Genomic DNA, 22,014 nt, shown 5'->3' with positions numbered 1-22,014 from the left:
CCCGTACCTTTCGGCCCAGGCCTTTGGATTGTTCTGCCGGTTCAGTCTTCCTTGATGATCCGGGTGGTGCCGACCCAGAGTTCGCGGGCCGGTCCCGCGCCGACATTGCGGGCGCGGTGCGGCAGCGAGGCGGGGAAGTGCAGCGTGTCGCCGGCCTTCAGCAGATAGTCCTTGCCATCGATCTGGTAGAGCATCTCGCCCTCGATCAGGTAAAGGAAGTCCTCGCCCTCGTGGCTGGTCAGTTCCGACGCATAGCCCGGCGGCATATGGGTGATGCAGCCGTTGAGCGCCGCGCCCGGAAAGCCGCGTTCGATCAGTTCGTAGACGCGCTCCTTGGTCTCGACATTGTAGCCGGGGCGTTCCCCTGCGTGCGAGACCATCGAATGCGAATGCTGCGGCGGCTGCGACAGGAAGGTGTCGACGCTAGTGCCGAGCGCATTGGCGACGTTGTACAGCGAGATTAGCGACGGGGTGGAAATGCCGCGCTCGATCTGGCTGATGAAGCCTTCCGTCAGCCCGGCCTCGCGCGCCACGTCCTTCATGGTCTTGCCGATTTCCTTGCGGCGGGCTCTGAGCATTTGCCCGAGCGAGGCGGGTGTCGAGGCTTCCGGGAGGGAGGCGCCTTCATGGGCTCCGGGCGCCTCTTCGATCTTCAGGGGCATGACTTTCTTTCCGCTTGACTCACGTCTATCGATGTACTTTAGTCCAGCTAAAGTTGGTTCGGCAAGCCGATCAGATCGTATGCCAGCCTTCTTGAAAAGGGGAACTACAAGAACGTCTTCGCGGCAATCCGTCGGCGGCAAAAAATACTAAGAAAAATTGGATCCAATATCCAATAAACGTGTTCAGCGCGCGATCGATGTCGGCTGCGGTCAAAAGGAGGAGTGAGATGAAACCTATATTGCCTATTCTGCTCGGCACGACGCTGGGTCTGCTTGCGGCCACCTCGGCGTTTGCGATCGAACGCGGTGGCGCGATGACATTCGCCCGCTACGACGACTCGACCGTCATCGATCCCGTTTACGCCGACCGCAATCCCGATCTCTGGATGGTGAACGGTCTCTACGAAACGCTGCTCCGCAACGGTCCTGATGGTTCGATCGTGCCGGGTCTCGCCGAGGCTCACGAGGTTTCGGCAGATGGCAAGACCATCACCCTGACGCTTCGAAGCGGCCTCAAGTTTTCCGACGGCTCCGACCTTACCGGCGCCGACGTCGTCTTCTCGCTGGATCGGGCACGCAATGCCGAACTCGGCCCCTGGGCGGGGCTGCTCGGCGCAGTCGACGCGGTCACGGCCGATGGCAACAAGATCACTGTGTCGCTGAAAAATCCCGACCCGACGATCATCTCGATCCTTGCAACTTTCAACACCGGCATCATGCCAAAGGCAGCCTTCGAAAAGGCGGCCGGCGCGACCGACCAGGAAAAGGCGCGCGCCTTCTTCTCGGCTGGTCCGGTGACATCGGGGCCCTTCGTCATGAAGAGCCATGTGCAGGGCTCGAGCATGAGCTTCGAACGCAACCCGAACTACTGGCGCCAGGGCGAAGACGGCAAGCCGCTGCCCTATCTCGACCGGGTGGAATTCCTCGTCATTCCAGATGACGCGACCCGCATCCTCAAGCTTCAGGCCGGCGAAGTCGACGCCGCCGAGTTCATTCCGTTTGCCCGTGTCGGCGAGCTCGGCGCCGATCCGAACCTGAAGATGGAGCTCTTCCCCTCGACCCGCATCGTCTACGCGCCGATCAATACGCGCGAGGCGAAGAAGGACGGCGCGAAGAACCCGCTTGCCGACGTCAAGGTGCGCCAGGCGCTGAACTATGCGACCGACAAGAGCGTGCTGATCAAGCTCGTGACCTTCGATACCGGCAAGCCGATGACCTCGCTGATGTCGGCTGCGACGCAGCTGCATTACGGTCCGGCGCCGCTTTACCCCTACGATCCGGAAAAGGCCAAGCAGTTGCTGTCGGAAGCCGGCCTCAGCGGCGGCTTCGAGGTTAAGCTCACCACGCTTGCCGGCAGCGCCGACGATGCAACATTGTTTACCGCACTTCAGCAGATGTGGGCGCCACTCGGCGTCAACCTCAAGGTCGAGCAGGTCGACAACCCGACCCGCGGCGAGAAGAACCGGTCCGGCGATTTCGACATCCATACGTATGGCTGGGCGAACGACGTCAACGACCCGGCGCAGGTGACCGGCTGGCTCGGCTATTACAAGCAGCGTCAGGCCGTCGGCACCGGCTGGAACAACCAGGAATTCAACACGCTGTTCGAGGCCTCCAACGTCGAGACCGATCCGGCCAAGCGCAAGGACGAATACAAGCGCATGCAGGAGATCTACGCGGCCGAGGCACCGTTGCTCTTCCTGTTCGAAACGCCGTTTGCCGTCGCCGTCTCGAAATCGATCGAAGGCTACGTCCAGACGCCGCTCGGCGCCAATGACTTCTCTGAAGCCTGGCGCGCCGACTGATAGCGGAACGATCTGCGAAAACCGGGCGGCAAGCCGCCCGGTTCTCCGTTGAAGGTTGGAACCATGCCCCCACTTTCCTATCTCGTGGCACGGCTGCTGCAGATCATCCCGACGTTCCTGTTGGTGATGATCTTCATCTTCCTGCTCGTGCGCCTTTTGCCGGGAGATCCGGCCATCGCCATGGCCGAGGCCAAGGCGACCGATGCGCAGCTTGAACAGATCCGGCACAATCTCGGTCTCGATGAGCCGTTGCCGGTGCAGTTCCTCGTCTTCGTCAAGAACACGCTGACCGGCGATCTCGGCCGCTCGATCATGTTGAAGGCCCCGGTGACCGAGGTCATTCTCAGCCGGTTGCCGACGACGATCTTCCTGGCGCTCTATGCGGTCGTGCTCGCTGTGTTCCTCGCCGGGCCGCTCGCCTTCCTTGCGGCAGCGCGCGTCAACAGCCCTGTCGATGTCGCCATCCGCAGCGTCTTTCAGGTCGGTCTTTCCATGCCCGTCTTTTACATCGGGCTCCTGCTGCTCACCGTGCTTGCGGCGCAGTTGCGCTGGTTTCCGGTCGGCGGCTACGGCAAGACCTTTTTCGCCAATCTCTATCACCTGATCCTGCCCGCACTCAGCGTCGCGCTCTATACGTCGGCGATCATCCTGCGCAATCTGCGCGCCTCGCTGATCGAGGTGCTCGACGCCGACTATGTGCAGTTCGCGCGGGCCAAGGGCCTGTCGCCGCGCATCATCATGACCCGGCACGTGTTGCGCAATGCGCTCGTTTCGACGGTCACTCTGCTGGGGTTGTCGATCGGCAACCTGATGAGCGGCACGCTGGTGACCGAGACGGTTTTTGCCATTCCTGGTGTCGGCCGGCTGATGCTGGAGGCGATCTTTGCCCGCGACTATCCGCTGATCCAGGGCCTGACGCTCACCTTCGCCGTGCTCGTCTCCGTCGTCTTCCTCTTGACGGATGTCGTGCAATCCTGGCTCGATCCGAGGCTTCGCCAATCATGACGGTCCTGACTCTCACCCATTCGCGGACACGGGGACGGCTCGCCGCCTTTCTGGCACGCGCCTTCGCCCGTCCTTCTTTCGTGATCGGCATTGTCATTCTCGGCCTGTCGCTGGCGCTTGCGGTGTTCCCTCAGCTCTTTGCTCCTTACGACCCGCTTGCCTTCGACCTCCAGGCGATCCAGCAGGGGCCGAGCCTTGCGCATCCCTTCGGCACCGACAATTTCGGCCGCGATGTGCTCTCGCGCGTCATCTGGGCCTATCGCGTCGACATGCAGATGGCCTTCTTCGCGACGATCTTCGCGCTTTTGATCGGCCTCACCGTTGGCGCCTTCGTCGGTTACTACGGCGGCATTGCCGACGTGATCTTCGGCCGTTGCGTCGACGCGATCATCACCTTTCCCTTCCTGGTGCTGGTGATCGCGATCGTCGCGGTGCTGGGCCCTGGCCTCGTCAACATGTATGTGGCGATCACCGCGGTGAACTGGGTCTATTACGCCCGGCTGACGCGCGCCGAAATCATGGCGCAGAAGGCCAACGACTATGCCGCGGCCGGCCGGGTTCTCGGCTACTCCGATCGCCGCATCATCTTCCGCCATCTGCTGCCGAACGCGATCTCGCCAATCCTCGTCTATTGGATGACCGATATGGCGCTCGCGATCCTGCTCGGCTCGTCGCTCGGCTATCTCGGCCTCGGCGCACAGCCGCCGGCTGCCGAATGGGGCGTCTTGATCGCGGAGGGCCGCAACTTCCTGATGACGGCCTGGTGGATGAGCCTGATGCCCGGCATCGCCATCGTTCTGACCGGGCTCGGCTTCAGCCTCGTCGGCGACGCGCTGGCCGATCTGCTTCGGCCGAAGGGGCGCTGAGATGAAAAGCACAGAAAAACCGGTCGTGCTCGACGTCAGGCACCTTCGAACCGAGTTCGGCCCGCAAGATCGCCCACTGGTCGCGGTGGACGACGTCTCGTTCCAGGTGGGGCAGGGCGAGATCCTTGGGCTGGTCGGCGAATCCGGCTCGGGCAAGAGCATCACGCTGCGCTCGATCCTCGGCATCATCCGGCCGCGCGGCCGGGTCGCCGGCGAAATCCTCTGGAACGGCCGCGACCTCGTTCCGCTCGACGAGGCGCGTCTCCGGCGCATCCGCGGCCGCGAGATTGCGATGATCTTCCAGGAGCCGATGTCGTCGCTCAATCCACTGCTGACGGTCGGCCTGCAGATCCAGGAAAACCTCGTGGCGCATACGAACCTCGACGCAAAAGCGCGGAAGGCACGCGCGATCGAACTGCTCGACCTCGTCGGCATCCCCGGCGCCCGCAATCGTCTCGACGATTTCCCGCACGAGTTCTCCGGCGGCATGCGCCAGCGGGTGATGATCGCCATTGCGCTTGCCTCCAATCCGAAGCTGCTGTTGGCCGACGAGCCGACGACGGCGCTCGATGTCACCATCCAGGACCAGATCCTCAGGCTCATCCAGTCGCTGAGCCGCGATCTCGGCATGGCGGTGATCCTCGTCACCCATGACATGGGTGTCGTCGCCGAGACCTGCGATCGCGTGGCCGTCATGTATGGTGGCAGGCTTTGCGAAGTCGGTACGACGACGGATGTGATCGCCGACGCGCGCCATCCCTATTCCTTGGGGTTGTTGCGCTCGATCCCGCGCGACGTTGCGCCGCGAACGCCGCTCTATTCGATCCCCGGCGCGCCGCCGGCGTTGAACGCGCTTCCAGGCGGCTGCGCCTTCAGCGCCCGCTGTCCGGTCGCAGGACGCGAATGTCCTGACATTCGGCCAGCGCTCGAAGTGATTGGTTCGTCGCGGCTCGTTGCCTGCCATCATCTTGAAGATGCCCAAGCGCATTTCGGACCGCGGGAGGCGGCGCAATGATCATGCCCACTTCAGCAAGCACAACGCCTTTGCTTTCGCTGCGTGCGCTGTCGATCCAGTTCGAGAAACGGCGCTCGCTGTCCGACACGCTCGCCCGCCGTCCGCAGCAGGTCGTCTCGGCGGTCAACGGCATCGATCTCGATGTGATGCCCGGCGAGACGCTCGGGATCGTCGGTGAATCCGGCTGCGGCAAGTCCACGCTTGCGCGCCTGATCGCCGGCCTGCACCGGCCGACATCAGGCGATATCCTGTTCGAGGGCGAGAGCGTCGTCGGCCTCAAGGGGGCACGGCGGCGCGCCTATAACCGGCGCGTCCAGATGATGTTTCAGGACCCCTATACCTCGCTTAACCCCCGCATGACCGTGCGCGATACCTTGCGAGAGGCGATCACGGTGCATCGCATGCGCGATGGAGCGGCGATCGATCGTCGCGTCGACGAGCTGCTGGATCTGGTGCGGCTGCCCGAAGGGGCCGCGGATAAGTTCCCGCACGAGTTCTCCGGCGGCCAGCGCCAGCGCATCGGCATTGCGCGGGCGCTGTCGCTGGAACCGACTTGCCTGGTCGCCGACGAACTCGTTTCCGCGCTCGACGTTTCGGTGCAGGCGCAGGTCGTCAATCTCCTGATCGAGCTTCAGGACGAGTTGGGGCTGACAGTGCTGTTCGTTGCCCACGACCTTCGTCTCGTACGCCATGTCTCGCACCGCGTCGCCGTCATCTATCTCGGCGCCATCGTCGAAATCGGCCCGTCGGAGGCGCTGTTTTCGAAGCCGATGCATCCCTATTCCAAGGGACTGCTTGCTGCCGCACCGTCGCTTGACCCGGGCGCCAGGCGTCGCACGCCGGCACTGTCGGGTGAGCTGCCGAGCCCGCTCGCCATCCCGCCCGGCTGCCCCTTCCACGTGCGCTGCCCGCACGCGACCGAACGCTGCCGCCGCGAAAAGCCGGCGTTGCGCCCGGTCGGATCGGGCATGACCGCCTGCCATTTCGCCGAGACGATCGGCGGCGCCTCAAACTCCACTCGATAGGAAAGACATCATGGATACGAGAGCAAGGCCGGATATCTCCGGCCGCATCGGCGCGCTGCGGCGCAAACTTGCGGAAGCGGGGCTCGACGGCTACGTCGTGCCGCGCTTCGACGAACATCAGGGCGAATACTGCGCGCCACACGACCATCGACTGGCCTTTGTCACCGGCTTCACTGGCTCGGCCGGCGTGGCGATCGTCATGCGCGACCGCGCCGCGATCTTCGTCGATGGTCGCTATCAGGTGCAGGTGCGCGACGAAGTGGATCTCGGCACCTTCGCGATCGAACACTTCTATGACGCACCGCTCAAGGATTGGCTGAAGAACAATCTGCGCAACGGCGAACGCGTCGGCTTCAATGCGATGCTGCTGCCGTCCACCTGGGATGCGGATTGCAGCCGCTCGGTCGAGCTGGCGGGTGGCGTCTGGACGCCTGTCGACGGGGATCTTGTCGACGCGATCTGGACCGACCAGCCGGAAAAACCGCTCGGCAAGATTACCGCCTTCCCGGTCGCCAATGCCGGCGAAAGTGTTGGAGAGAAGAGGCGCCGCATCGCCGCCATGCTGGCGGAGCAGGGGGCCGATCTTTTGATCGAGGCGCAGCCGGACAATATCGCGTGGTTCCTCAATGTCCGCGGCCGCGACGTCGCCTTCAACCCGATGCCGCAGTCCTTCCTGATCTTCGACCGCGCCGGGCAAACGGAGTGGCTGGTCGATCATCGCAAGCTTCCGAACGACCTCTCGGACTTCGAGCTTGACGATGTTGCCATTGCCGAGCCTGGCAAGCTGCTCGACCGCGTCAGGGCGATGGCGGCCGGACGCACGGCGCTGATTGATCCCGGATTTGCCCCGTCGGCCACGGCCCATGCCACACGTGCCGCAGGTGGCACCGTGCAGCTCGCGAAGAGCCCGATCACGCTCGCCAAGATGCACAAGAACGCGACCGAGCTCTCGGGCTTCCGCGATTGTCACCGTCTGGACGGCGCCGCCTGGGTTCGCTTCTTTGCCTGGCTCGAGCGGCACGCCGCCGAACGGGAGGCGAGCGGCAAACCGGTGACCGAACTGGAAGCGGAAGAGCGTATCCTCGCCTATCGCCAGATGGCCGAAAGTTTCGTCGAGCCGAGCTTCCGCTCGATTTCGGCAGCCGGCGGTCATGCCGCCATGTGTCACTATGCAGCCACCGAGGCGAGCAACGGGCTGATCCGCAAGGACGGTGTCTATCTGCTCGATTCTGGCGGGCAGTATCTGACCGGCACCACCGATGCCACGCGCACGACGGCGATCGGTCCGGTCAGCGACGAGATCCGGCGGGCCTACACGGCCGTCCTTAAGGGGTTGATCTCTATGGCATCGCTGAAATTCCCCAGGGGAAGCTTCGGCCACCAGCTCGACGCCTTTGCCCGCCGCCCGCTCTGGGATCTTGGTCTCGACTATGACCACGGCACCGGCCATGGGGTCGGTCACTTTCTCTCGGTCCACGAACAGCCGCAGCGCTTCGATCGCCGCGTCAACGAGATCGAGTTGAAGCCGGGCATGGTGACGACGATCGAGCCGGGCTACTACAAGGCCGGCGCCTACGGCATCCGCATCGAAAACCAGGTGGAGGTGGTCGACGACGGCGACGGTTTCCTGAGCTTCCGCAGCCTGACGCTGGTGCCGATCGATCTGCGGCTGGCCGATTTCGGCTTGCTCACGGCGGCTGAGCGGACCTGGATCGATGCCTATCACCGTCGCGTCGCGCAGGAACTGGACGGCTTGCTTGAACCGGAGACGGTGGGCTGGCTTTCCGACCGGACGGCTCCGATCAGCGCGTGATAGCGCCTCGTCCGCTTCTTCTCGCGGATTAATATGACGACAGTGGAGCGGCGGGCCGGTAGGTCCGCCGTTGTCATTTCTTGGCGATGGGCTCCCCGGCCGCGATCAGGTCGCTTTCAATCAATGTGACTCCTCTTGCTTGGGGGAGATAGTTTGTGATATTTTTCACAAAACCTGTTCACGCCATGAACGGCTGCAGAACTCGTCGGACACGGAAGAAATCATGGTCAGCCGCAAGACAGCCCGCATCATCCAGCTCGCCGATGCCCTTTCAGGACGGAGAGTCTTGCACTTGCGCGACGCCGCGGCCCTGCTCGGCGTCTCTGAAATGACGATCCGTCGTGACGTTGCCGACAATCCCGGCCAGTTTGCTTTTCTCGGCGGACATATCGTGCCGGCGTCGGAGATCGAAGGCGATGTGCCCTACGAGCTGGCACGCGAGGCCGACAGCCACGCTGCCGCCAAGCGCGAGGCCTGTGTCCACGCGGCGCGCCATATCCGCCCGGACGAGACGATCTTCATCGATTGCGGCACCACACTCGAATATCTCGTCGACCTCGTTCCCGAGAATTATTCAATAACAGCAGTATGTTATTCCCTGAACGTGGCAGAGAAGCTGACCCATAAGCCGAATGTCCGGATCGTCATGCTTGGTGGCGTCTATCACCCTTCGTCTGCGTCTTTTTCCGGCAACTCCGGTCTGGAGACTCTCGATTCGCTCGGCATCAACGTCGCATTCCTGTCGGCCGCCGGCATCGATCCGGCGCGTGGTGCGACCTGCGTGCATTTCCACGAAGTGTCGGTGAAGCAGAAGGTCATCTCGCTGGCGCGCGAGAGCCATCTGGTCGTCGACCTCAGCAAGATCGGCAAGCTGAAGCCGGCTTTTTTCGCGCCAATCGGCGTTTTTCGCTCTATCATCACCGAAGAGGGTGAAACGCAGCTGCCGGGCCTGTGAAGGCGGCATCCGCAAAAATATTACGAAATCGTCAAAACGGCGGTGTCTCGCTTGACACTCTCTGTTCTTGATGGAATAGTCACAAAAATTCGATAGAAAAATAACAAAAATGAGTTCTCGGCGGCTGTGCTCGAGTGCGGCTGGTCGTGACAGGGAGTTCAAGGAGCCATCGCTTGGAAGACCTTGCTGTGAAAACTGGCGCGCCGAAGGCCGCGCATTCGCCGGCGGCGGGCCATAACTGGCCGCGCAACAACGGCATCGATCTCGATCTTGGCTGGGTGCTGGACCAGCGCGTCAACCTGTCTGCCGCTGAGCGCCGTGTTGCGACGCTTCCCGGCCGCCGGACGGTCAAGAAGGACGCGCAGGCCGCCTGGCTTTTGAAGGCGGTTACCTGCATCGATCTGACGACCCTCAACGGCGACGATACGACCGAGCGCGTCAAGCGCCTCTGCGCCAAGGCCCGCCAGCCGGTGCGCCAGGATCTGCTCGATGCGATCGGCATGGGCAGTCGCGGTATCACGACCGGTGCCGTGTGCGTCTATCATCGTTTCGTTTCCACCGCCGTCGAGGCGCTCGAAGGTTCCGGTATCCCGGTGGCAGCCGTCTCCACCGGTTTTCCTGCCGGCCTGATCCCGCATGACGTGAAGCTGCGCGAGATCGAAGCCTCTGTCGCCGATGGCGCCAAGGAAATCGATATCGTCATCACCCGCGAGCATGTGCTGACGGGCAACTGGCAGGCACTCTATGATGAGATGCGCGATTTCCGTGCCGCCTGCGGTGACGCTCATGTGAAGGCTATTCTTGCGACCGGCGACCTGAAGACGCTGCGCAACGTCGCGCGCGCTTCGCTCGTCTGCATGATGGCTGGCGCCGATTTCATCAAGACCTCGACTGGCAAGGAAGGCGTCAACGCCACGCTGCTGGTGACGCTCATCATGCTGCGCATGATTAGGGCCTATCAGGAGCAGACCGGCCTCAAGGTCGGCTACAAGCCGGCGGGCGGCATTTCTGCGGCAAAGGACATCCTGAACTACCAGTTCCTGATGAAGGACGAGCTCGGGCGCGAATGGCTCGAGCCGGATCTCTTCCGCATCGGCGCATCGAGCCTGCTTGCTGATATCGAGCGCCAGCTCGAACACCACGTTACCGGCGCCTACTCGGCCCTCAACCGTCACCCGATTGGATGATCCCGATGACTGTCGCAAGGTATTTTGACGAAATGTCCTATGGTCCAGCACCGGAAGCCGACACGGAAGCCCGCCAGTGGCTGGCGCGCCACAAGGGCGAATTCGGCCACTTCATCAACGGCGCCTTCGTCGCCTCCGCGTCCGGCAAGACCTTCGAGACGAACGAGCCGGCAACCGGCAAGCTGCTCGCAAAGATCGCGCTCGGCGGTGCCAAGGATGTTGACGATGCCGTCGCCGCTGCCCGCAAGGCGCAAGCCGCCTGGGCGAAGCTGCCGGGCCATGCCCGCGCCCGCCATCTCTATGCGCTCGCCCGCGTGATCCAGCGCCATGCGCGCCTGATCGCCGTGGTCGAGGCGATCGACAACGGCAAGCCGATCCGCGAAACCCGCGACATCGACGTGCCGCTGGCCGCCCGCCACTTCTATCACCATGCCGGCTGGGCGCAGCTGCAGGAAACCGAATTTGCCGATCAGGTTCCGGTCGGCGCCGTCGGCCAGATCATTCCCTGGAACTTCCCGTTCCTGATGCTCGCCTGGAAGGTCGCGCCCGCTCTGGCGCTCGGTAACACGGTGATCCTGAAACCGGCGGAATTCACGCCGCTGACGGCGCTGCTCTTTGCCGAACTGGCCGCTGCAGCAGGTCTTCCGGCCGGCGTGCTCAACGTCGTTACCGGCGAAGGTGAAACCGGCGCGCTGATTGTCGAGCATGCGGACATCGACAAGATCGCTTTTACCGGCTCGACCGAAGTCGGCCGCCTCATCCGTGAGCGCACCGCCGGCACCGGCAAGTCGCTGACGCTCGAACTCGGCGGCAAGTCACCCTTCATCGTCTTTGACGACGCTGATATCGACGGCGCCGTCGAAGGCGTGGTTGACGCCATCTGGTTCAACCAGGGCCAGGTCTGCTGCGCCGGCTCGCGCATCCTCGTGCAGGAAGGCGTGGCACCGCTGTTCTACGAGCGCCTGAAGCGCCGCATGCAGACGCTGCGCGTCGGCCATCCGCTCGACAAGGCGATCGACATGGCAGCGATCGTCGCGCCGGTGCAGTTGCAGCGGATCGAAGACCTGGTCGCCAAGGGCGTCTCCGAAGGAGCAGCGCTGCATCAGCCGAAGATCGAACTGCCGCAGGGCGGCAGCTTCTATCCGCCGACCCTGCTCACCGGCGTGCAGCCGACCTCGATCGTTGCGACGGAAGAGATCTTCGGCCCCGTCGCCGTCTCCATGACCTTCCGCACCCCGGAAGAGGCGATCCAGCTTGCCAACCATACGCGCTACGGCCTTGCCGCCAGCGTCTGGAGCGAGACCATCGGCCTGGCATTGCATGTCGCGGCCAAGCTCGCCGCCGGTGTGGTTTGGGTCAATGCGACTAACCTCTTCGATGCGTCTGCCGGTTTCGGCGGCAAGCGCGAATCCGGCTTCGGCCGCGAGGGTGGTCGCGAGGGCTGCTACGAATATCTGAAGCCGAAGGCTTGGGCCGGCCGCAAGCCGCGTCCCGCCGCCGTCGAACCGGCATTGAAGCCCGTGGCTGGCGATTTCGCCATGCCTGACGTCGACCGTACCGCCAAGCTTTTCATCGGCGGCAAGCAGGCACGGCCGGATGGCAACTATAACCGCAACGTGCTCTCGCCCAAGGGCAAGGTGCTTGGCGAGGTCGGCGAGGGCAACCGCAAGGACATCCGCAACGCAGTCGTCGCAGCGCAAGCCGCATCCGGCTGGTCGTCGGCAACGACGCACAACCGCGCGCAAATCCTCTACTACATCGCCGAAAACCTGAGTGGCCGTGCGGGCGAATTCGCCGATCGGATCGCCGACATGACCGGCGCGTCTGCGGCCAACGCCAAGGCGGAAGTCGAAGCCTCGATCGCACGCCTCTTCACCTATGGCGCCTGGGCCGACAAGTACGAAGGCGCGATCCACCAGCCGCCGCTTCGCGGCGTAGCACTTGCGATCCCCGAGGCGATCGGTGTCGTCGGCGTCGTTTGCCCGCCGGAAGCGCCGCTGCTTGGCATGATCAGTCTGGTCGCGCCGCTGATCGCCACCGGCAACCGTGTCGTCGTGGTGCCGAGCGAACAGCATCCGCTGGCGGCCACCGATTTCTATACGGTGCTCGAAACATCAGACGTCCCGGCCGGTGTCGTCAACATCGTCACCGGTTCGACGATCGAACTGGCAAAGACGCTCGCAAGCCACAACGACGTGGATGCGCTCTGGGCTTTCGGCTCGGCGGAACTTTCGACCCTCGTGGAGAGGCTCTCGGTCGGCAACCTGAAGCGCACCTTTGTCGACTACGGAAAGGCGACGAACTGGCTCGATCGCGAGGCGGCAGAAGGCCCGGCCTATCTGCGCCGCGCGACGGACGTCAAGAACATCTGGATCCCCTACGGCGAGTAGGAGAGCCACCACGCGCGGGGCGGGGGGAGCCGGCCCGCGCTGTGGGACAAGTGAACAGTAGGGAGACGCGTTCGCCTGCAAGGGGGAATGCATTGCGCGCCACGGAAACCGGAGCGCGCCAGGAGGAGGACTGTATGCTGAAGAATATCGATCCGGCGCTGAACGCCGATGTGCTGCACGCGCTCAGGTCCATGGGACACGGCGACACGCTGGTCATTTCCGACACCAACTTCCCGTCCGACGCCATTGCCCGCAAGACCACGCTGGGCACGCTGTTGCGCATCGACAACGTCTCGGCCGCGCGTGCCGTCGAAGCGGTGCTTTCCGTGCTGCCGCTCGATACGCCGCTGCAGCCTTCGGCCGGGCGCATGGAGGTGATGGGTGCGCCCGACGAAGTGCTGCCCGTGCAGCAGGAAGTGCAGGCGGTAATCGATCGCGCTGAGGGTAAATCGGCGCCGATGTACGGCATCGAGCGCTTCAAGTTCTACGAGGAAGCCAAGAAGGCCTATTGCGTCATCACCACGGGCGAGACGCGCTTCTATGGCTGCTTCCTCTTCACCAAGGGCGTCATTCCGCCCAAGACCTGACGGACCGCGCGGTCGCCGCGCGGCACGAGACGACAGATGAAATCGCGAGAGATTGCCTGGGCACGCCGCTTTGCTTGCGGTGCGGTCGCAGGGGGAGGCTTGAATGAAGACTGGTGTTTCGATCCTTGGCATCTTCGTGGCCGACACGGCCTATCTGGCGCGGCGCATGCCGGTTGTCGGTGAAACGATTACCGGCAGCGGCTTTTCCGTCGGGCCGGGAGGCAAGGGCTCGAACCAGGCGGTCGCCTGTGCTCGGGCGGGAAGTCCCGTTTCCTTCATCTCCAAGCTCGGCCGCGACACCTTTGGCGAGATGGCGCTGCGCACCTATGCCGAGGCCGGCGTGACGCCGAAGATCGTTGAGATGGACGATCTGCCTACGGGGGCTGCCTTCATCTATGTCAACGACCAGAACGGCGAAAACGCTATCATCGTCTATCCGGGAGCCGCCGGCTCGATCGGGATCGACGATGTCGAGGCCGCGCGCGAGACGATCGAAGGTTCGCGCATCTTCGTCACCCAATTGGAGCAGCCGGTGGCCGCCGCTCGGCGGGCGCTCGAAATTGCCCATGCGGCCGGCGTCATCACCGTCTTCAACCCGGCACCGGCCGAAGCCTTTCCGGATGCGATCTATCCGCTCTGCGATTATCTTGTGCCGAACGAGACGGAAGCCGCAGCCATCGTCGGTTTTGCGCTCGCCACGGAAGACGACGTTCGTCGTGCCGGTGACGCGATCCTGAAGAAGGGTGCGAAAACGGCGCTGATCACGCTCGGTGAACGCGGCGTGCTCTATCACAACCACGAGCAGTCGGTGCTGGTGCCGGCGATCGCCAGCGGGCCGGTAATCGACACGACCGGGGCGGGGGACGCTTTTGTCGGAGGCTTCTCCGCAGCGCTCGCCCGCGACCTTTCACCGGTTGACGCTGTACGCTTCGGCTGCGCCACCGCCGGCATCGCGGTCACCCGCCGCGGCACCGCGCCCGCCATGCCGACGCTTGCCGAGATCGAGGCGCTGCTTGCGCGCGGGGCGTCCGCATGACGCGCAACGACCCGATCAAGCACTTCTTCATCTGGCCGGCGCTGATCATCGTGCTGATGATCTCGATCTTCCCGCTCGTCTATTCGCTGACGACCAGCTTCATGAGCATGCGGCTGGTGCCGCCGACGCCGGCCCGCTTCGTCGGCTTCGGCAACTATCTCGATCTCCTGCAGAACCCGCGGTTCTGGCATGTGGCGGGAACGACGACGCTGATCGCCTTCATCTCCGTCGGGCTGCAATATGTGATCGGCCTTTCGGTGGCGTTGGCGTTGAATTCAAGAGTGCCGGGAGAGGGCATCTTCCGCGTCAGCTTCCTGCTGCCGATGCTGGTGGCGCCGGTCGCCGTCGCGCTGATCGCCCGCCAGGTGCTGAACCCGACGATGGGCCCGCTCAACGAGCTGATGACGGCAATCGGGTTCCCCAACCTGCCGTTCCTCACCCAGACCAGCTGGGCGCTCGGCTCGATCATTGCCGTCGAGGTCTGGCAATGGACGCCTTTCGTCATCCTCATGCTGCTTGCCGGGCTACAGACCTTGCCCGACGACGTCTACGAGGCGGCCGCGCTCGAAAATGCCACGCCCTGGCAGCAGTTCCGCGACATCACCTTTCCTATGCTCCTGCCGATCTCGGTTGCCGTCGTCTTCATCCGGCTGATCGAGAGCTACAAGATCATCGACACGGTCTTCGTCATGACCGGCGGCGGGCCGGGGATATCGACCGAGACGCTGACGCTGTTTGCCTATCAGGAAGGCTTCAAGAAGTTCAACCTCGGCTACACCTCGGCGCTTTCGTTCCTGTTCCTGATTGTCATCACAGTCATCGGTCTCGTCTATCTCGCCATCCTCAAGCCCTATCTGGAGAAGCACAAATGAGCGTGCGCACTCTCAAAGGGAAACGGCGCTGGCTGGCGCTCGGCGGCTGCCTCGTCTGGCTCGCCATCACCTTCTTTCCGCTCTATTGGGTGCTGATCACCTCGTTCAAGACGCCGATCGCCGTCGTCGGCGGGCCGACCTATCTGCCCTTCGTTGATTTCGAACCGAGCTTGACGGCCTGGAGCGAGCTGTTGTCGGGCCAGCGTGGCCAGTTCTTCAACACCTTCCTGGCCTCGACAATCATCGGCCTTTCGGCGTCGATCGCCGCGACCTTCATCGGCGCCATGGCAGCCTATGCGCTGGTGCGCTTCACCTTCCGCTTTCGCCTGCTCTCGGCACTGATCTTCGTGGTGATCGCCTTCGGCGGCTTCCTGCTCGGCCGCCATGTGCTTGGCTACGGCCAGGGCATCTCGCTGGTCTATGCCTTTGTCGCAGCGCTCGCGCTTGCGGTGATCTCGAGCCGCTTTCGCCTTCCGGGGCCGGAACTTGGCAACAACGACATCGTCTTCTGGTTCGTCAGCCAGCGCATGTTCCCGCCGATCGTCGCTGCCTTTGCGCTCTACCTGATGTACACCGAGATGGGCAAACTCGGCTTCAAGCTGGTCGACAGCTATATCGGCCTCACTTTCGCCTATATCGCTTTCTCGCTGCCGATCGTCATCTGGCTGATGCGCGACTTCTTCGAGGCGCTGCCGGTGGAGGTCGAGGAGGCGGCGATGGTCGACAACGTGCCGTCGTGGCGGATCTTCTTCGGCATTGTGCTGCCGATGTCGAAGCCGGGTCTGATCGCCACCTTCATGATCACGCTCGCCTTCGTCTGGAACGAGTTCCTGTTCGCGCTGTTCCTGACCAACTCCAAATGGCAGACGCTGCCCATTCTCGTTGCCGGCCAGAACAGCCAGCGCGGCGACGAATGGTGGGCGATTTCCGCTGCCGCCCTCGTTGCCATCATTCCGATGATGGTCATGGCCGGGCTTTTGAGCCGGCTCATGCGCTCCGGCCTGCTTCTTGGAGCGATCAAGTAACCAACCGCTTTGGCATGCATTCATTCACAGGGAGGATAGAATGAGGAAATTGCTACTGGCATCTGCATCTCTCGCCGCACTCGCATCGGGGAGCGCGGGAACGGCGCTCGCCTGCGACCCGGACTACACCGGCGTCGAGCTGACGGCGACCACACAGACCGGTCCTTACATTGCCTCGGCGCTGCAGCTTGCGGCCAAGGGCTGGGAGGAAAAGACCTGCGGCAAGGTCAAGGTCGTCGAGTTCCCGTGGTCGGAGCTCTATCCGAAGATCGTGACCTCGCTGACCTCTGGCGAAGACGCTTTCGACGTGATCGCCTTTGCACCGGCCTGGGCCCCTGATTTCACCGACTTCCTGTCGGAAATGCCGGCCGACATGCAGAAGGGCGCCGACTGGGACGATATCGCGCCCGTCTACCGCGAACAGCTGATGGTCTGGAACGGCAAGGTGCTGTCGCAGACGATGGACGGCGACGCCCATACCTACAGCTACCGCATCGACCTCTTCGAGAACGCCGACAACCAGAAGGCCTTCAAGGAAAAGTACGGTTACGATCTGGCGCCGCCCAAGACCTGGAAGCAGTATCTGGACATCGCCGAATACTTCAACCAGCCCTCGAACAACCTCTGGGGCACGGCGGAAGCCTTCCGGCGTGGCGGCCAGCAATTCTGGTTCCTGTTCAGCCACGTCGCCGGTTATACCAGCCACCCGGACAACCCGGGCGCCATGTTCTTCAACCCGGAAACAATGGATGCGCAGGTCAACAATCCCGGCTGGGTCCGTGGCCTCGAGGAATACATCCGCGCCTCAAAGCTCGCGCCGCCGAACGCGCTGAACTTCTCCTTCGGCGAAGTGAACGCCGCTTTTGCCGGCGGCCAGGTGGCGGAATCGATCGGCTGGGGTGATACCGGCGTCATCGGCGCCGACCCGAAGCAGTCGAAGGTGGCCGGCAATGTCGGCTCGGCATCGCTGCCGGGATCGGACGAGATCTGGAACTACAAGACCAAGGAGTGGGACAAGTTCGACCACGTCGTCCAGACCTCCTTCATGGCCTTCGGCGGTTGGCAGGCCGCGGTTCCCGCGACCTCGACCAAGCAGGAAGCGGCCTGGAACTACATCCAGTATCTGACGAGCCCGGCCGTCTCGGGCCAGGCGGCGATTGCCGGCGGTACCGGTGTGAACCCTTACCGCATCTCGCACACGACCAATCTCGATCTCTGGTCGAAGATCTTCTCCGAGCGTGAGGCGAAGGAATATCTTGGTGCGCAGAAGGAGGCGGTGACCGCCAAGAACATCGCGCTCGACATGCGCCTTCCCGGCTACTTCTCCTATACCGAAGTGCTGGAGATCGAGCTTTCCAAGGCGCTTGCCGGCGAAGTGACGCCGCAAGAGGCGCTCGATAGCGTCGCGGAACAGTGGAACAAGCTGACCGACGAGTTCGGCCGCGACAAGCAGCTTGCCGCCTATCGCGCCTCGATGGGCCTGCCGCAGCAGTAACGAACCCACGCCCGCCCCGAAACGATCGGGGCGGGCGCCACCGTCCCCGGCGAGACCGGGCACAGACAGCATCAGAGGCTACAGCATGTCACAGGTCCGATTGCAGCAGATCACCAAGTCCTTCGGGAGCGTCACCGTCATTTCGCCGCTCGATCTCGACATTGCCGATCGTGAGTTCGTCGTGCTCGTCGGTCCCTCCGGCTGCGGCAAGACGACGACGCTCAGGATGATTGCCGGCCTCGAAACTGCGACTTCGGGTTCGATCCGGATTGGCGATCGCGACGTGACCGATCTCAGACCGGGCCTGCGCAATTGCTCCATGGTGTTTCAGAATTACGCGCTCTATCCGCACATGACGGTCGCCGAGAACATCGGCTACGGCATGAAGGTGCGCGGCACGCCGAAGGCGGAGATCGAAAAGGCGGTAACGGATGCCGCTCGCATCCTCAACCTCGGCGCCTATCTCAATCGCAAGCCGAGCGCACTTTCGGGCGGCCAGCGCCAGCGCGTGGCGATCGGCCGGGCGATCGTACGCCAGCCGGATGTCTTCCTCTTCGACGAGCCGTTGTCGAACCTAGATGCCAAACTTCGCATCGAAATGCGCACCGAAATCAAGCTCTTGCACCGGCGTCTTCAGACGACTGCCGTTTACGTGACCCACGATCAGGTGGAAGCCATGACCATGGCCGACCGCGTCGTCGTCATGAACCAGGGCCGCATCGAGCAGGCGGCCGATCCGATCACGCTCTATGAGGCCCCCGCCAATCTTTTCGTCGCCGCCTTCATCGGTGCGCCGAGCATGAATTTCCTCGAGGGGCGGCTGGAGCGCGGCGATGGAGGGATGCAGTTCATAGCGGATGGGGACGTGGCCGTGGCTATCCCGGAAAACCGCGCCGAAAAACTCGGCGCCTACGTCGGAAAAGCGGTCGTGCTCGGCATCCGGCCGGAACATACGATGGCGACGGACGCCAATGCGCCAACAGTCAGGCTGATCGTGCGCGATATCGAACCGCTCGGCCCGCATACGCTGGCTCTTGGCCGGGTCGGGCCTGCCGCTTTCACGGCGCAGGTTCACGCCGCGTCACGCATCGGCCCCGACGATCAGATCGCGGTGCCGATCGAGACGGAGAAAATGCATTTCTTCCTGAAGGAAACCGGTGGGGCGATCGGCCGCTGAGCGGATGGATGGCCGAAGGCGATGACGCCTCCGGCCTGCTGTCTTACTTCTTCTCGGCGCGTGCTGCGGCGAGGAAGGCGAGCTTCGCCGGCAGCTCCAGGTGCTTTGAGAGTGCCACGCGCTCCAGCGTGTAGTGATGCTCGACGTCGAGGCAGTTGACGGTGCCGAGCAGCTCGCCGCCGACAACGACCGGGATGTTGGCAACCGAGCCGCAGCCGAGCGACCAGATCGTCTCGTGGTCCGGGAAAACCTTGGCGATATCGGCGATGGTGTTGGCGACGAAGGTCTGGTGCGCCTTGTGCACGATGTCGAACCAGCTGTCGTAGCGGATCGGCTTGGTGCCCGAGGTCGGGTACTCCGCGGGGTGCGAGGTGTAGGCGCGGCGCGCGACTTCGTTGACCATATCTACGGTCATGATGGTGAAGAGCTTGGCGCCGATCACCTGGCGGCTAAGCGTCTGCAATGCGGTCCATACCGCATCGGCATCGGTGGTCTTGGCAATGGCCGCGTCGAATTCCGCCAGCGCGGCAGCGATCTGTTCACTGTTCATGCTATGTCCTTGGGGTTACTCGATATCTTAGAAGGGGACAGACGATAAATCGTCGGTGTTGTCCCATCCTAGTTGGCATGCGCGGCGCTGATCTGCATCAGCTCGCGCGAATAGGGATCCTTGAGGTCACCGCGCTTGAGGTCGGCGACATCGGCAATCTCGACGATCCGGCCCTGGCGCATGACAGCGAGGCGATCGCAGAGGAAGGAGACGACCGCCAGGTTGTGGGTGACCATCAGGAAGGTGAGGTTCTGCTCGCGCCGGAGGCGCTTCAACAGGTTGAGGATTTCGGCCTGGACCGAAACGTCGAGCGCGGATGTCGGCTCGTCGAGTAAGAGCACCTTCGGCTTCAGCATCAGCGCCCGGGCGATTGCCACGCGCTGGCGCTGGCCGCCCGAGAGCTGGTGCGGAAAGCGGAAGCGGAACTTGCGATCGAGGCCGACCGAGGTCATGACCTCCTCGATGCGGGCGTTGCGGTCGCCGATGCCGTGGATCGTCAGCGCTTCGCCGAGCGTGGCGTCGACCGTCTTTCGCGGATGCAGCGAGCCGTAGGGATCCTGGAACACCATCTGGCACTGACGCGAAAAGGCGCGGTCGATGCCGTGGCCGCGGGGCGAGCCGAGCACGGTGATCTCGCCGGTCCATTCCGGCGCGAGACCTGCGATTGCCTTCAGCACCGTCGATTTTCCCGAGCCGCTTTCGCCGACAAGGGCAAAGCTCTCGCCGTCGGCGATATCGAGATTGACGTTGTGGGTGATCTGCACGTCGCCGTACGAGATGTCGAGGTTCTTCAGAGAGAGCGCGGTCATGCCTTGGCCCATGCGCTGCGGTCGAGCACCGGCAGCTCGTCCCGTGTTTCATCGAGGCGCGGAATGGAGGCGATCAGCCCGCGCGTATAGGGGTGCTTGGCCGCCATCAGTTCGCCGGCCTTGCATTCCTCGACCACCTCGCCGGTGTTCATCACGAGGATGCGGTCGCAATAGCTGGAGACGAGATTGAGGTCGTGGCTGATGAAGATCAGGCCCATGCCCTTGCGTTTCACCAGTTCGTCGATGATGTCGAGCACCTGGGCCTGGACGGAAACGTCGAGCGCCGAGGTCGGCTCGTCGGCGATCAGAAGGTCCGGCTCGGGGATCAGCATCATCGCGATCATCACGCGTTGGCCCATGCCACCGGAGACTTCGTGCGGGTAGAGCTTGGCGACGCGTTCCGGATCTGCAATGCGCACCGATTCCAGCATCGTAAGCACGCGCGCGTTGACCTCGCGGCGCGGCAGCTTCTGGTGCGTCAGCAACGCTTCGGCGATCTGCTCGCCGATGGTCATGACCGGGTTCAGCGAGAACTTCGGGTCTTGCATCACCATGGAAATGCGGGCGCCGCGGATGGCGCGCATCTGCCGCTCGGACTGCTTCAGGAGGTCGACGCCGTCGAAGACGAGCTTGTCGGCGGTGACCCGACCCGGTGCCCGGATCAGCTGCAGGATCGAGCGACCGGTCATCGACTTGCCCGAGCCGCTCTCGCCGACGATGCCGAGGCGTTCGCGGCCGAGGGTGAAGGAGATGCCGCGCACGACTTCGAGATCACCGCGGGGCGTCGGGAAGGTGACGCGCAGGTTTTCGACTTCGAGAAGATTGCTCATCAGCGCTGCTCCCCGCTCTTCGGATCGAGCACGTCGCGCAGGCCATCACCGAGGAAGCAGAAGCCGAGGCTAACGAGAATGATGGCAAAGCCGGGCATGGTCGCGACCCACCACTGATCGAGAATGAAGGAGCGACCGCGCGAGATCATCGCGCCCCATTCGGGAAGTGGCGGCTGAGCGCCAAGTCCGATGAAGCCGAGACCGGCAGCCGTCAGGATGATGCCGGCCATGTCGAGCGTGACGCGGACAATCATCGATGAGGTGCAGAGCGGGAGCACGTGGCCGAGATTGACCCGGAGGCTCGACGCGCCGAGCAGACGCACCGCCGAAATGAATTCGGAGTTCTTGAAGGTCAGCGTCTCCGCACGAGCGACACGGGCATAGCCGGGCCAGGAGGTGATCGCGATGGCGATGATCGCGTTCTCGATGCCGGGGCCAAGGGCTGCAACGAAGGCAAGCGCCAGGATGAGCTTCGGCAGCGACAGGAAGATATCGGTAATGCCCATCAGGATACGGTCGACCCAGCCACCGAAATAACCGGCGGCCACGCCGATCACCAGGCCGGCGGGGGCTGCGAGCACTGCAACCAGCGTGACGATGGCCAGCGTGATGCGTGAACCGTAGACAACGCGGGACCAGATGTCGCGGCCGAGTTCGTCGGTTCCCATCCAGTGGGCAGCACTCGGCGGCAGCAGGCGTTCGCTCAGCGACTGGCGCAGCGGATCATGGGTGGCGAGCCACGGCGCAAAGAGCGCGGTCAGCACCAGAACGAGGATGATGACGGCGCCGACAACGGCGAGCGGATTGCGCATCAGCGCGCCGAAGATGCGATAGAAGCGCCCGAGGCGCGCCTGCATCGGCGAGGCGGGGCTGTCGTCGATCAGCCAGTCGCGAAGTGTGGTCATGGTCG

General features: G+C 63.4%; 20 protein-coding genes. 15 read left to right on the top strand and 5 right to left on the bottom strand.

Features of this window, described 5'->3' with window-relative positions; translation table 11 throughout:
- Positions 1-41: 41 nt before the first annotated feature.
- Positions 42-662, bottom strand: a complete 621-nt coding sequence (locus IB263_RS26345; protein ID WP_082566307.1) for a helix-turn-helix domain-containing protein — start codon at positions 660-662, stop codon at positions 42-44.
- A gap of 227 nt (positions 663-889) precedes the next feature.
- Between IB263_RS26345 and IB263_RS26340 the strand changes: the two genes are divergently transcribed.
- The 15 genes from IB263_RS26340 to IB263_RS26270 all read left to right on the top strand — a co-directional run bounded on the left by IB263_RS26340 (position 890) and on the right by IB263_RS26270 (position 18,915).
- Positions 890-2,467 (top strand): ABC transporter substrate-binding protein, encoded by a 1,578-nt coding sequence (locus tag IB263_RS26340; RefSeq protein ID WP_060586177.1) that lies wholly within the window; start codon positions 890-892, stop codon positions 2,465-2,467.
- 63 nt (positions 2,468-2,530) lie between these two features.
- Complete coding sequence (locus IB263_RS26335; RefSeq protein ID WP_060601471.1) at positions 2,531-3,472, top strand: ABC transporter permease; 942 nt, start codon at positions 2,531-2,533, stop codon at positions 3,470-3,472.
- Complete coding sequence (locus IB263_RS26330) at positions 3,469-4,338, top strand: ABC transporter permease (protein WP_034799417.1); 870 nt, start codon at positions 3,469-3,471, stop codon at positions 4,336-4,338. Before IB263_RS26335 ends, IB263_RS26330 begins: the two co-directional genes overlap by 4 nt.
- 1 nt (position 4,339) lies before the next feature.
- On the top strand, positions 4,340-5,353 hold the full coding sequence (locus tag IB263_RS26325) for an ABC transporter ATP-binding protein (RefSeq protein WP_060518295.1): 1,014 nt from the start codon (positions 4,340-4,342) through the stop codon (positions 5,351-5,353).
- 2 nt (positions 5,354-5,355) lie between these two features.
- On the top strand, positions 5,356-6,378 hold the full coding sequence (locus tag IB263_RS26320; protein WP_063894882.1) for an ABC transporter ATP-binding protein: 1,023 nt from the start codon (positions 5,356-5,358) through the stop codon (positions 6,376-6,378).
- Positions 6,379-6,388: 10 nt separating this feature from the next.
- Positions 6,389-8,191 carry an aminopeptidase P family protein gene (locus IB263_RS26315; protein WP_083523539.1) on the top strand — a complete coding sequence of 601 codons (1,803 nt, stop codon included), beginning with the start codon at positions 6,389-6,391 and terminating at the stop codon, positions 8,189-8,191.
- A gap of 223 nt (positions 8,192-8,414) precedes the next feature.
- Positions 8,415-9,146 (top strand): DeoR family transcriptional regulator, encoded by a 732-nt coding sequence (locus IB263_RS26310; protein ID WP_060601463.1) that lies wholly within the window; start codon positions 8,415-8,417, stop codon positions 9,144-9,146.
- A 173-nt stretch (positions 9,147-9,319) separates the two neighbouring features.
- Positions 9,320-10,333: a deoxyribose-phosphate aldolase gene (deoC, locus tag IB263_RS26305; protein ID WP_060530293.1), complete on the top strand. Its 1,014-nt coding sequence runs from the start codon at positions 9,320-9,322 to the stop codon at positions 10,331-10,333.
- A 5-nt stretch (positions 10,334-10,338) separates the two neighbouring features.
- The gene (locus tag IB263_RS26300) at positions 10,339-12,723 is read left to right on the top strand and encodes an aldehyde dehydrogenase family protein (RefSeq protein WP_060586188.1); all 2,385 of its coding nucleotides are present in this window, start codon (positions 10,339-10,341) and stop codon (positions 12,721-12,723) included.
- A gap of 134 nt (positions 12,724-12,857) precedes the next feature.
- A complete protein-coding gene (locus IB263_RS26295; RefSeq protein ID WP_060518285.1) occupies positions 12,858-13,310 on the top strand; it encodes an RbsD/FucU family protein in 453 nt (150 codons plus the stop codon).
- A 103-nt stretch (positions 13,311-13,413) separates the two neighbouring features.
- Positions 13,414-14,346 carry a ribokinase gene (rbsK, locus tag IB263_RS26290; RefSeq protein WP_060586191.1) on the top strand — a complete coding sequence of 311 codons (933 nt, stop codon included), beginning with the start codon at positions 13,414-13,416 and terminating at the stop codon, positions 14,344-14,346.
- A complete protein-coding gene (locus tag IB263_RS26285; protein ID WP_034799444.1) occupies positions 14,343-15,218 on the top strand; it encodes a carbohydrate ABC transporter permease in 876 nt (291 codons plus the stop codon). Before rbsK ends, IB263_RS26285 begins: the two co-directional genes overlap by 4 nt.
- Positions 15,215-16,243 carry a carbohydrate ABC transporter permease gene (locus IB263_RS26280; protein WP_034799447.1) on the top strand — a complete coding sequence of 343 codons (1,029 nt, stop codon included), beginning with the start codon at positions 15,215-15,217 and terminating at the stop codon, positions 16,241-16,243. The genes IB263_RS26285 and IB263_RS26280 overlap by 4 nt, the downstream gene beginning before the upstream one ends.
- A gap of 40 nt (positions 16,244-16,283) precedes the next feature.
- Positions 16,284-17,738, top strand: coding sequence for an extracellular solute-binding protein (locus IB263_RS26275; protein ID WP_192439248.1), 1,455 nt, complete (start codon positions 16,284-16,286; stop codon positions 17,736-17,738).
- A gap of 85 nt (positions 17,739-17,823) precedes the next feature.
- On the top strand, positions 17,824-18,915 hold the full coding sequence (locus IB263_RS26270; RefSeq protein WP_113079848.1) for an ABC transporter ATP-binding protein: 1,092 nt from the start codon (positions 17,824-17,826) through the stop codon (positions 18,913-18,915).
- Between the two features lie 43 nt (positions 18,916-18,958).
- On the opposite strand, the gene IB263_RS26265 is transcribed toward IB263_RS26270, so the two are convergent.
- The 4 genes from IB263_RS26265 to IB263_RS26250 form a co-directional block, all read right to left on the bottom strand.
- Positions 18,959-19,465, bottom strand: a complete 507-nt coding sequence (locus IB263_RS26265) for a hypothetical protein (protein ID WP_060586193.1) — start codon at positions 19,463-19,465, stop codon at positions 18,959-18,961.
- A 68-nt stretch (positions 19,466-19,533) separates the two neighbouring features.
- Positions 19,534-20,274, bottom strand: coding sequence for an ABC transporter ATP-binding protein (locus IB263_RS26260; RefSeq protein WP_060586295.1), 741 nt, complete (start codon positions 20,272-20,274; stop codon positions 19,534-19,536).
- The gene (locus IB263_RS26255) at positions 20,271-21,104 is read right to left on the bottom strand and encodes an ABC transporter ATP-binding protein (RefSeq protein WP_034799458.1); all 834 of its coding nucleotides are present in this window, start codon (positions 21,102-21,104) and stop codon (positions 20,271-20,273) included. Before IB263_RS26255 ends, IB263_RS26260 begins: the two co-directional genes overlap by 4 nt.
- Complete coding sequence (locus tag IB263_RS26250; protein ID WP_034799460.1) at positions 21,104-22,009, bottom strand: ABC transporter permease; 906 nt, start codon at positions 22,007-22,009, stop codon at positions 21,104-21,106. Before IB263_RS26250 ends, IB263_RS26255 begins: the two co-directional genes overlap by 1 nt.
- Positions 22,010-22,014 lie beyond the last annotated feature (5 nt).

Source organism: Ensifer sp. ENS03 (assembly GCF_014852035.1).
Lineage (GTDB): Bacteria > Pseudomonadota > Alphaproteobacteria > Rhizobiales > Rhizobiaceae > Ensifer > Ensifer adhaerens.
Note: the sequence above shows the minus strand (reverse complement) of the source record. Positions and strands in the feature narration are given on the sequence as shown.

Coding starts and splice junctions, on each gene's coding strand:
- IB263_RS26300 (WP_060586188.1), top strand. CDS start 10,339: ATGACTGTCGCAAGGTATTTTGACGAAATGTCCTATGGTCCAGCACCG.
- IB263_RS26315 (WP_083523539.1), top strand. CDS start 6,389: ATGGATACGAGAGCAAGGCCGGATATCTCCGGCCGCATCGGCGCGCTG.
- IB263_RS26335 (WP_060601471.1), top strand. CDS start 2,531: ATGCCCCCACTTTCCTATCTCGTGGCACGGCTGCTGCAGATCATCCCG.
- IB263_RS26330 (WP_034799417.1), top strand. CDS start 3,469: ATGACGGTCCTGACTCTCACCCATTCGCGGACACGGGGACGGCTCGCC.
- IB263_RS26260 (WP_060586295.1), bottom strand. CDS start 20,274: ATGACCGCGCTCTCTCTGAAGAACCTCGACATCTCGTACGGCGACGTG.
- IB263_RS26340 (WP_060586177.1), top strand. CDS start 890: ATGAAACCTATATTGCCTATTCTGCTCGGCACGACGCTGGGTCTGCTT.
- IB263_RS26265 (WP_060586193.1), bottom strand. CDS start 19,465: ATGAACAGTGAACAGATCGCTGCCGCGCTGGCGGAATTCGACGCGGCC.
- IB263_RS26250 (WP_034799460.1), bottom strand. CDS start 22,009: ATGACCACACTTCGCGACTGGCTGATCGACGACAGCCCCGCCTCGCCG.
- IB263_RS26295 (WP_060518285.1), top strand. CDS start 12,858: ATGCTGAAGAATATCGATCCGGCGCTGAACGCCGATGTGCTGCACGCG.
- IB263_RS26255 (WP_034799458.1), bottom strand. CDS start 21,104: ATGAGCAATCTTCTCGAAGTCGAAAACCTGCGCGTCACCTTCCCGACG.
- IB263_RS26280 (WP_034799447.1), top strand. CDS start 15,215: ATGAGCGTGCGCACTCTCAAAGGGAAACGGCGCTGGCTGGCGCTCGGC.
- IB263_RS26325 (WP_060518295.1), top strand. CDS start 4,340: ATGAAAAGCACAGAAAAACCGGTCGTGCTCGACGTCAGGCACCTTCGA.
- IB263_RS26320 (WP_063894882.1), top strand. CDS start 5,356: ATGCCCACTTCAGCAAGCACAACGCCTTTGCTTTCGCTGCGTGCGCTG.
- IB263_RS26285 (WP_034799444.1), top strand. CDS start 14,343: ATGACGCGCAACGACCCGATCAAGCACTTCTTCATCTGGCCGGCGCTG.
- IB263_RS26275 (WP_192439248.1), top strand. CDS start 16,284: ATGAGGAAATTGCTACTGGCATCTGCATCTCTCGCCGCACTCGCATCG.
- IB263_RS26310 (WP_060601463.1), top strand. CDS start 8,415: ATGGTCAGCCGCAAGACAGCCCGCATCATCCAGCTCGCCGATGCCCTT.
- rbsK (WP_060586191.1), top strand. CDS start 13,414: ATGAAGACTGGTGTTTCGATCCTTGGCATCTTCGTGGCCGACACGGCC.
- IB263_RS26270 (WP_113079848.1), top strand. CDS start 17,824: ATGTCACAGGTCCGATTGCAGCAGATCACCAAGTCCTTCGGGAGCGTC.
- IB263_RS26345 (WP_082566307.1), bottom strand. CDS start 662: ATGCCCCTGAAGATCGAAGAGGCGCCCGGAGCCCATGAAGGCGCCTCC.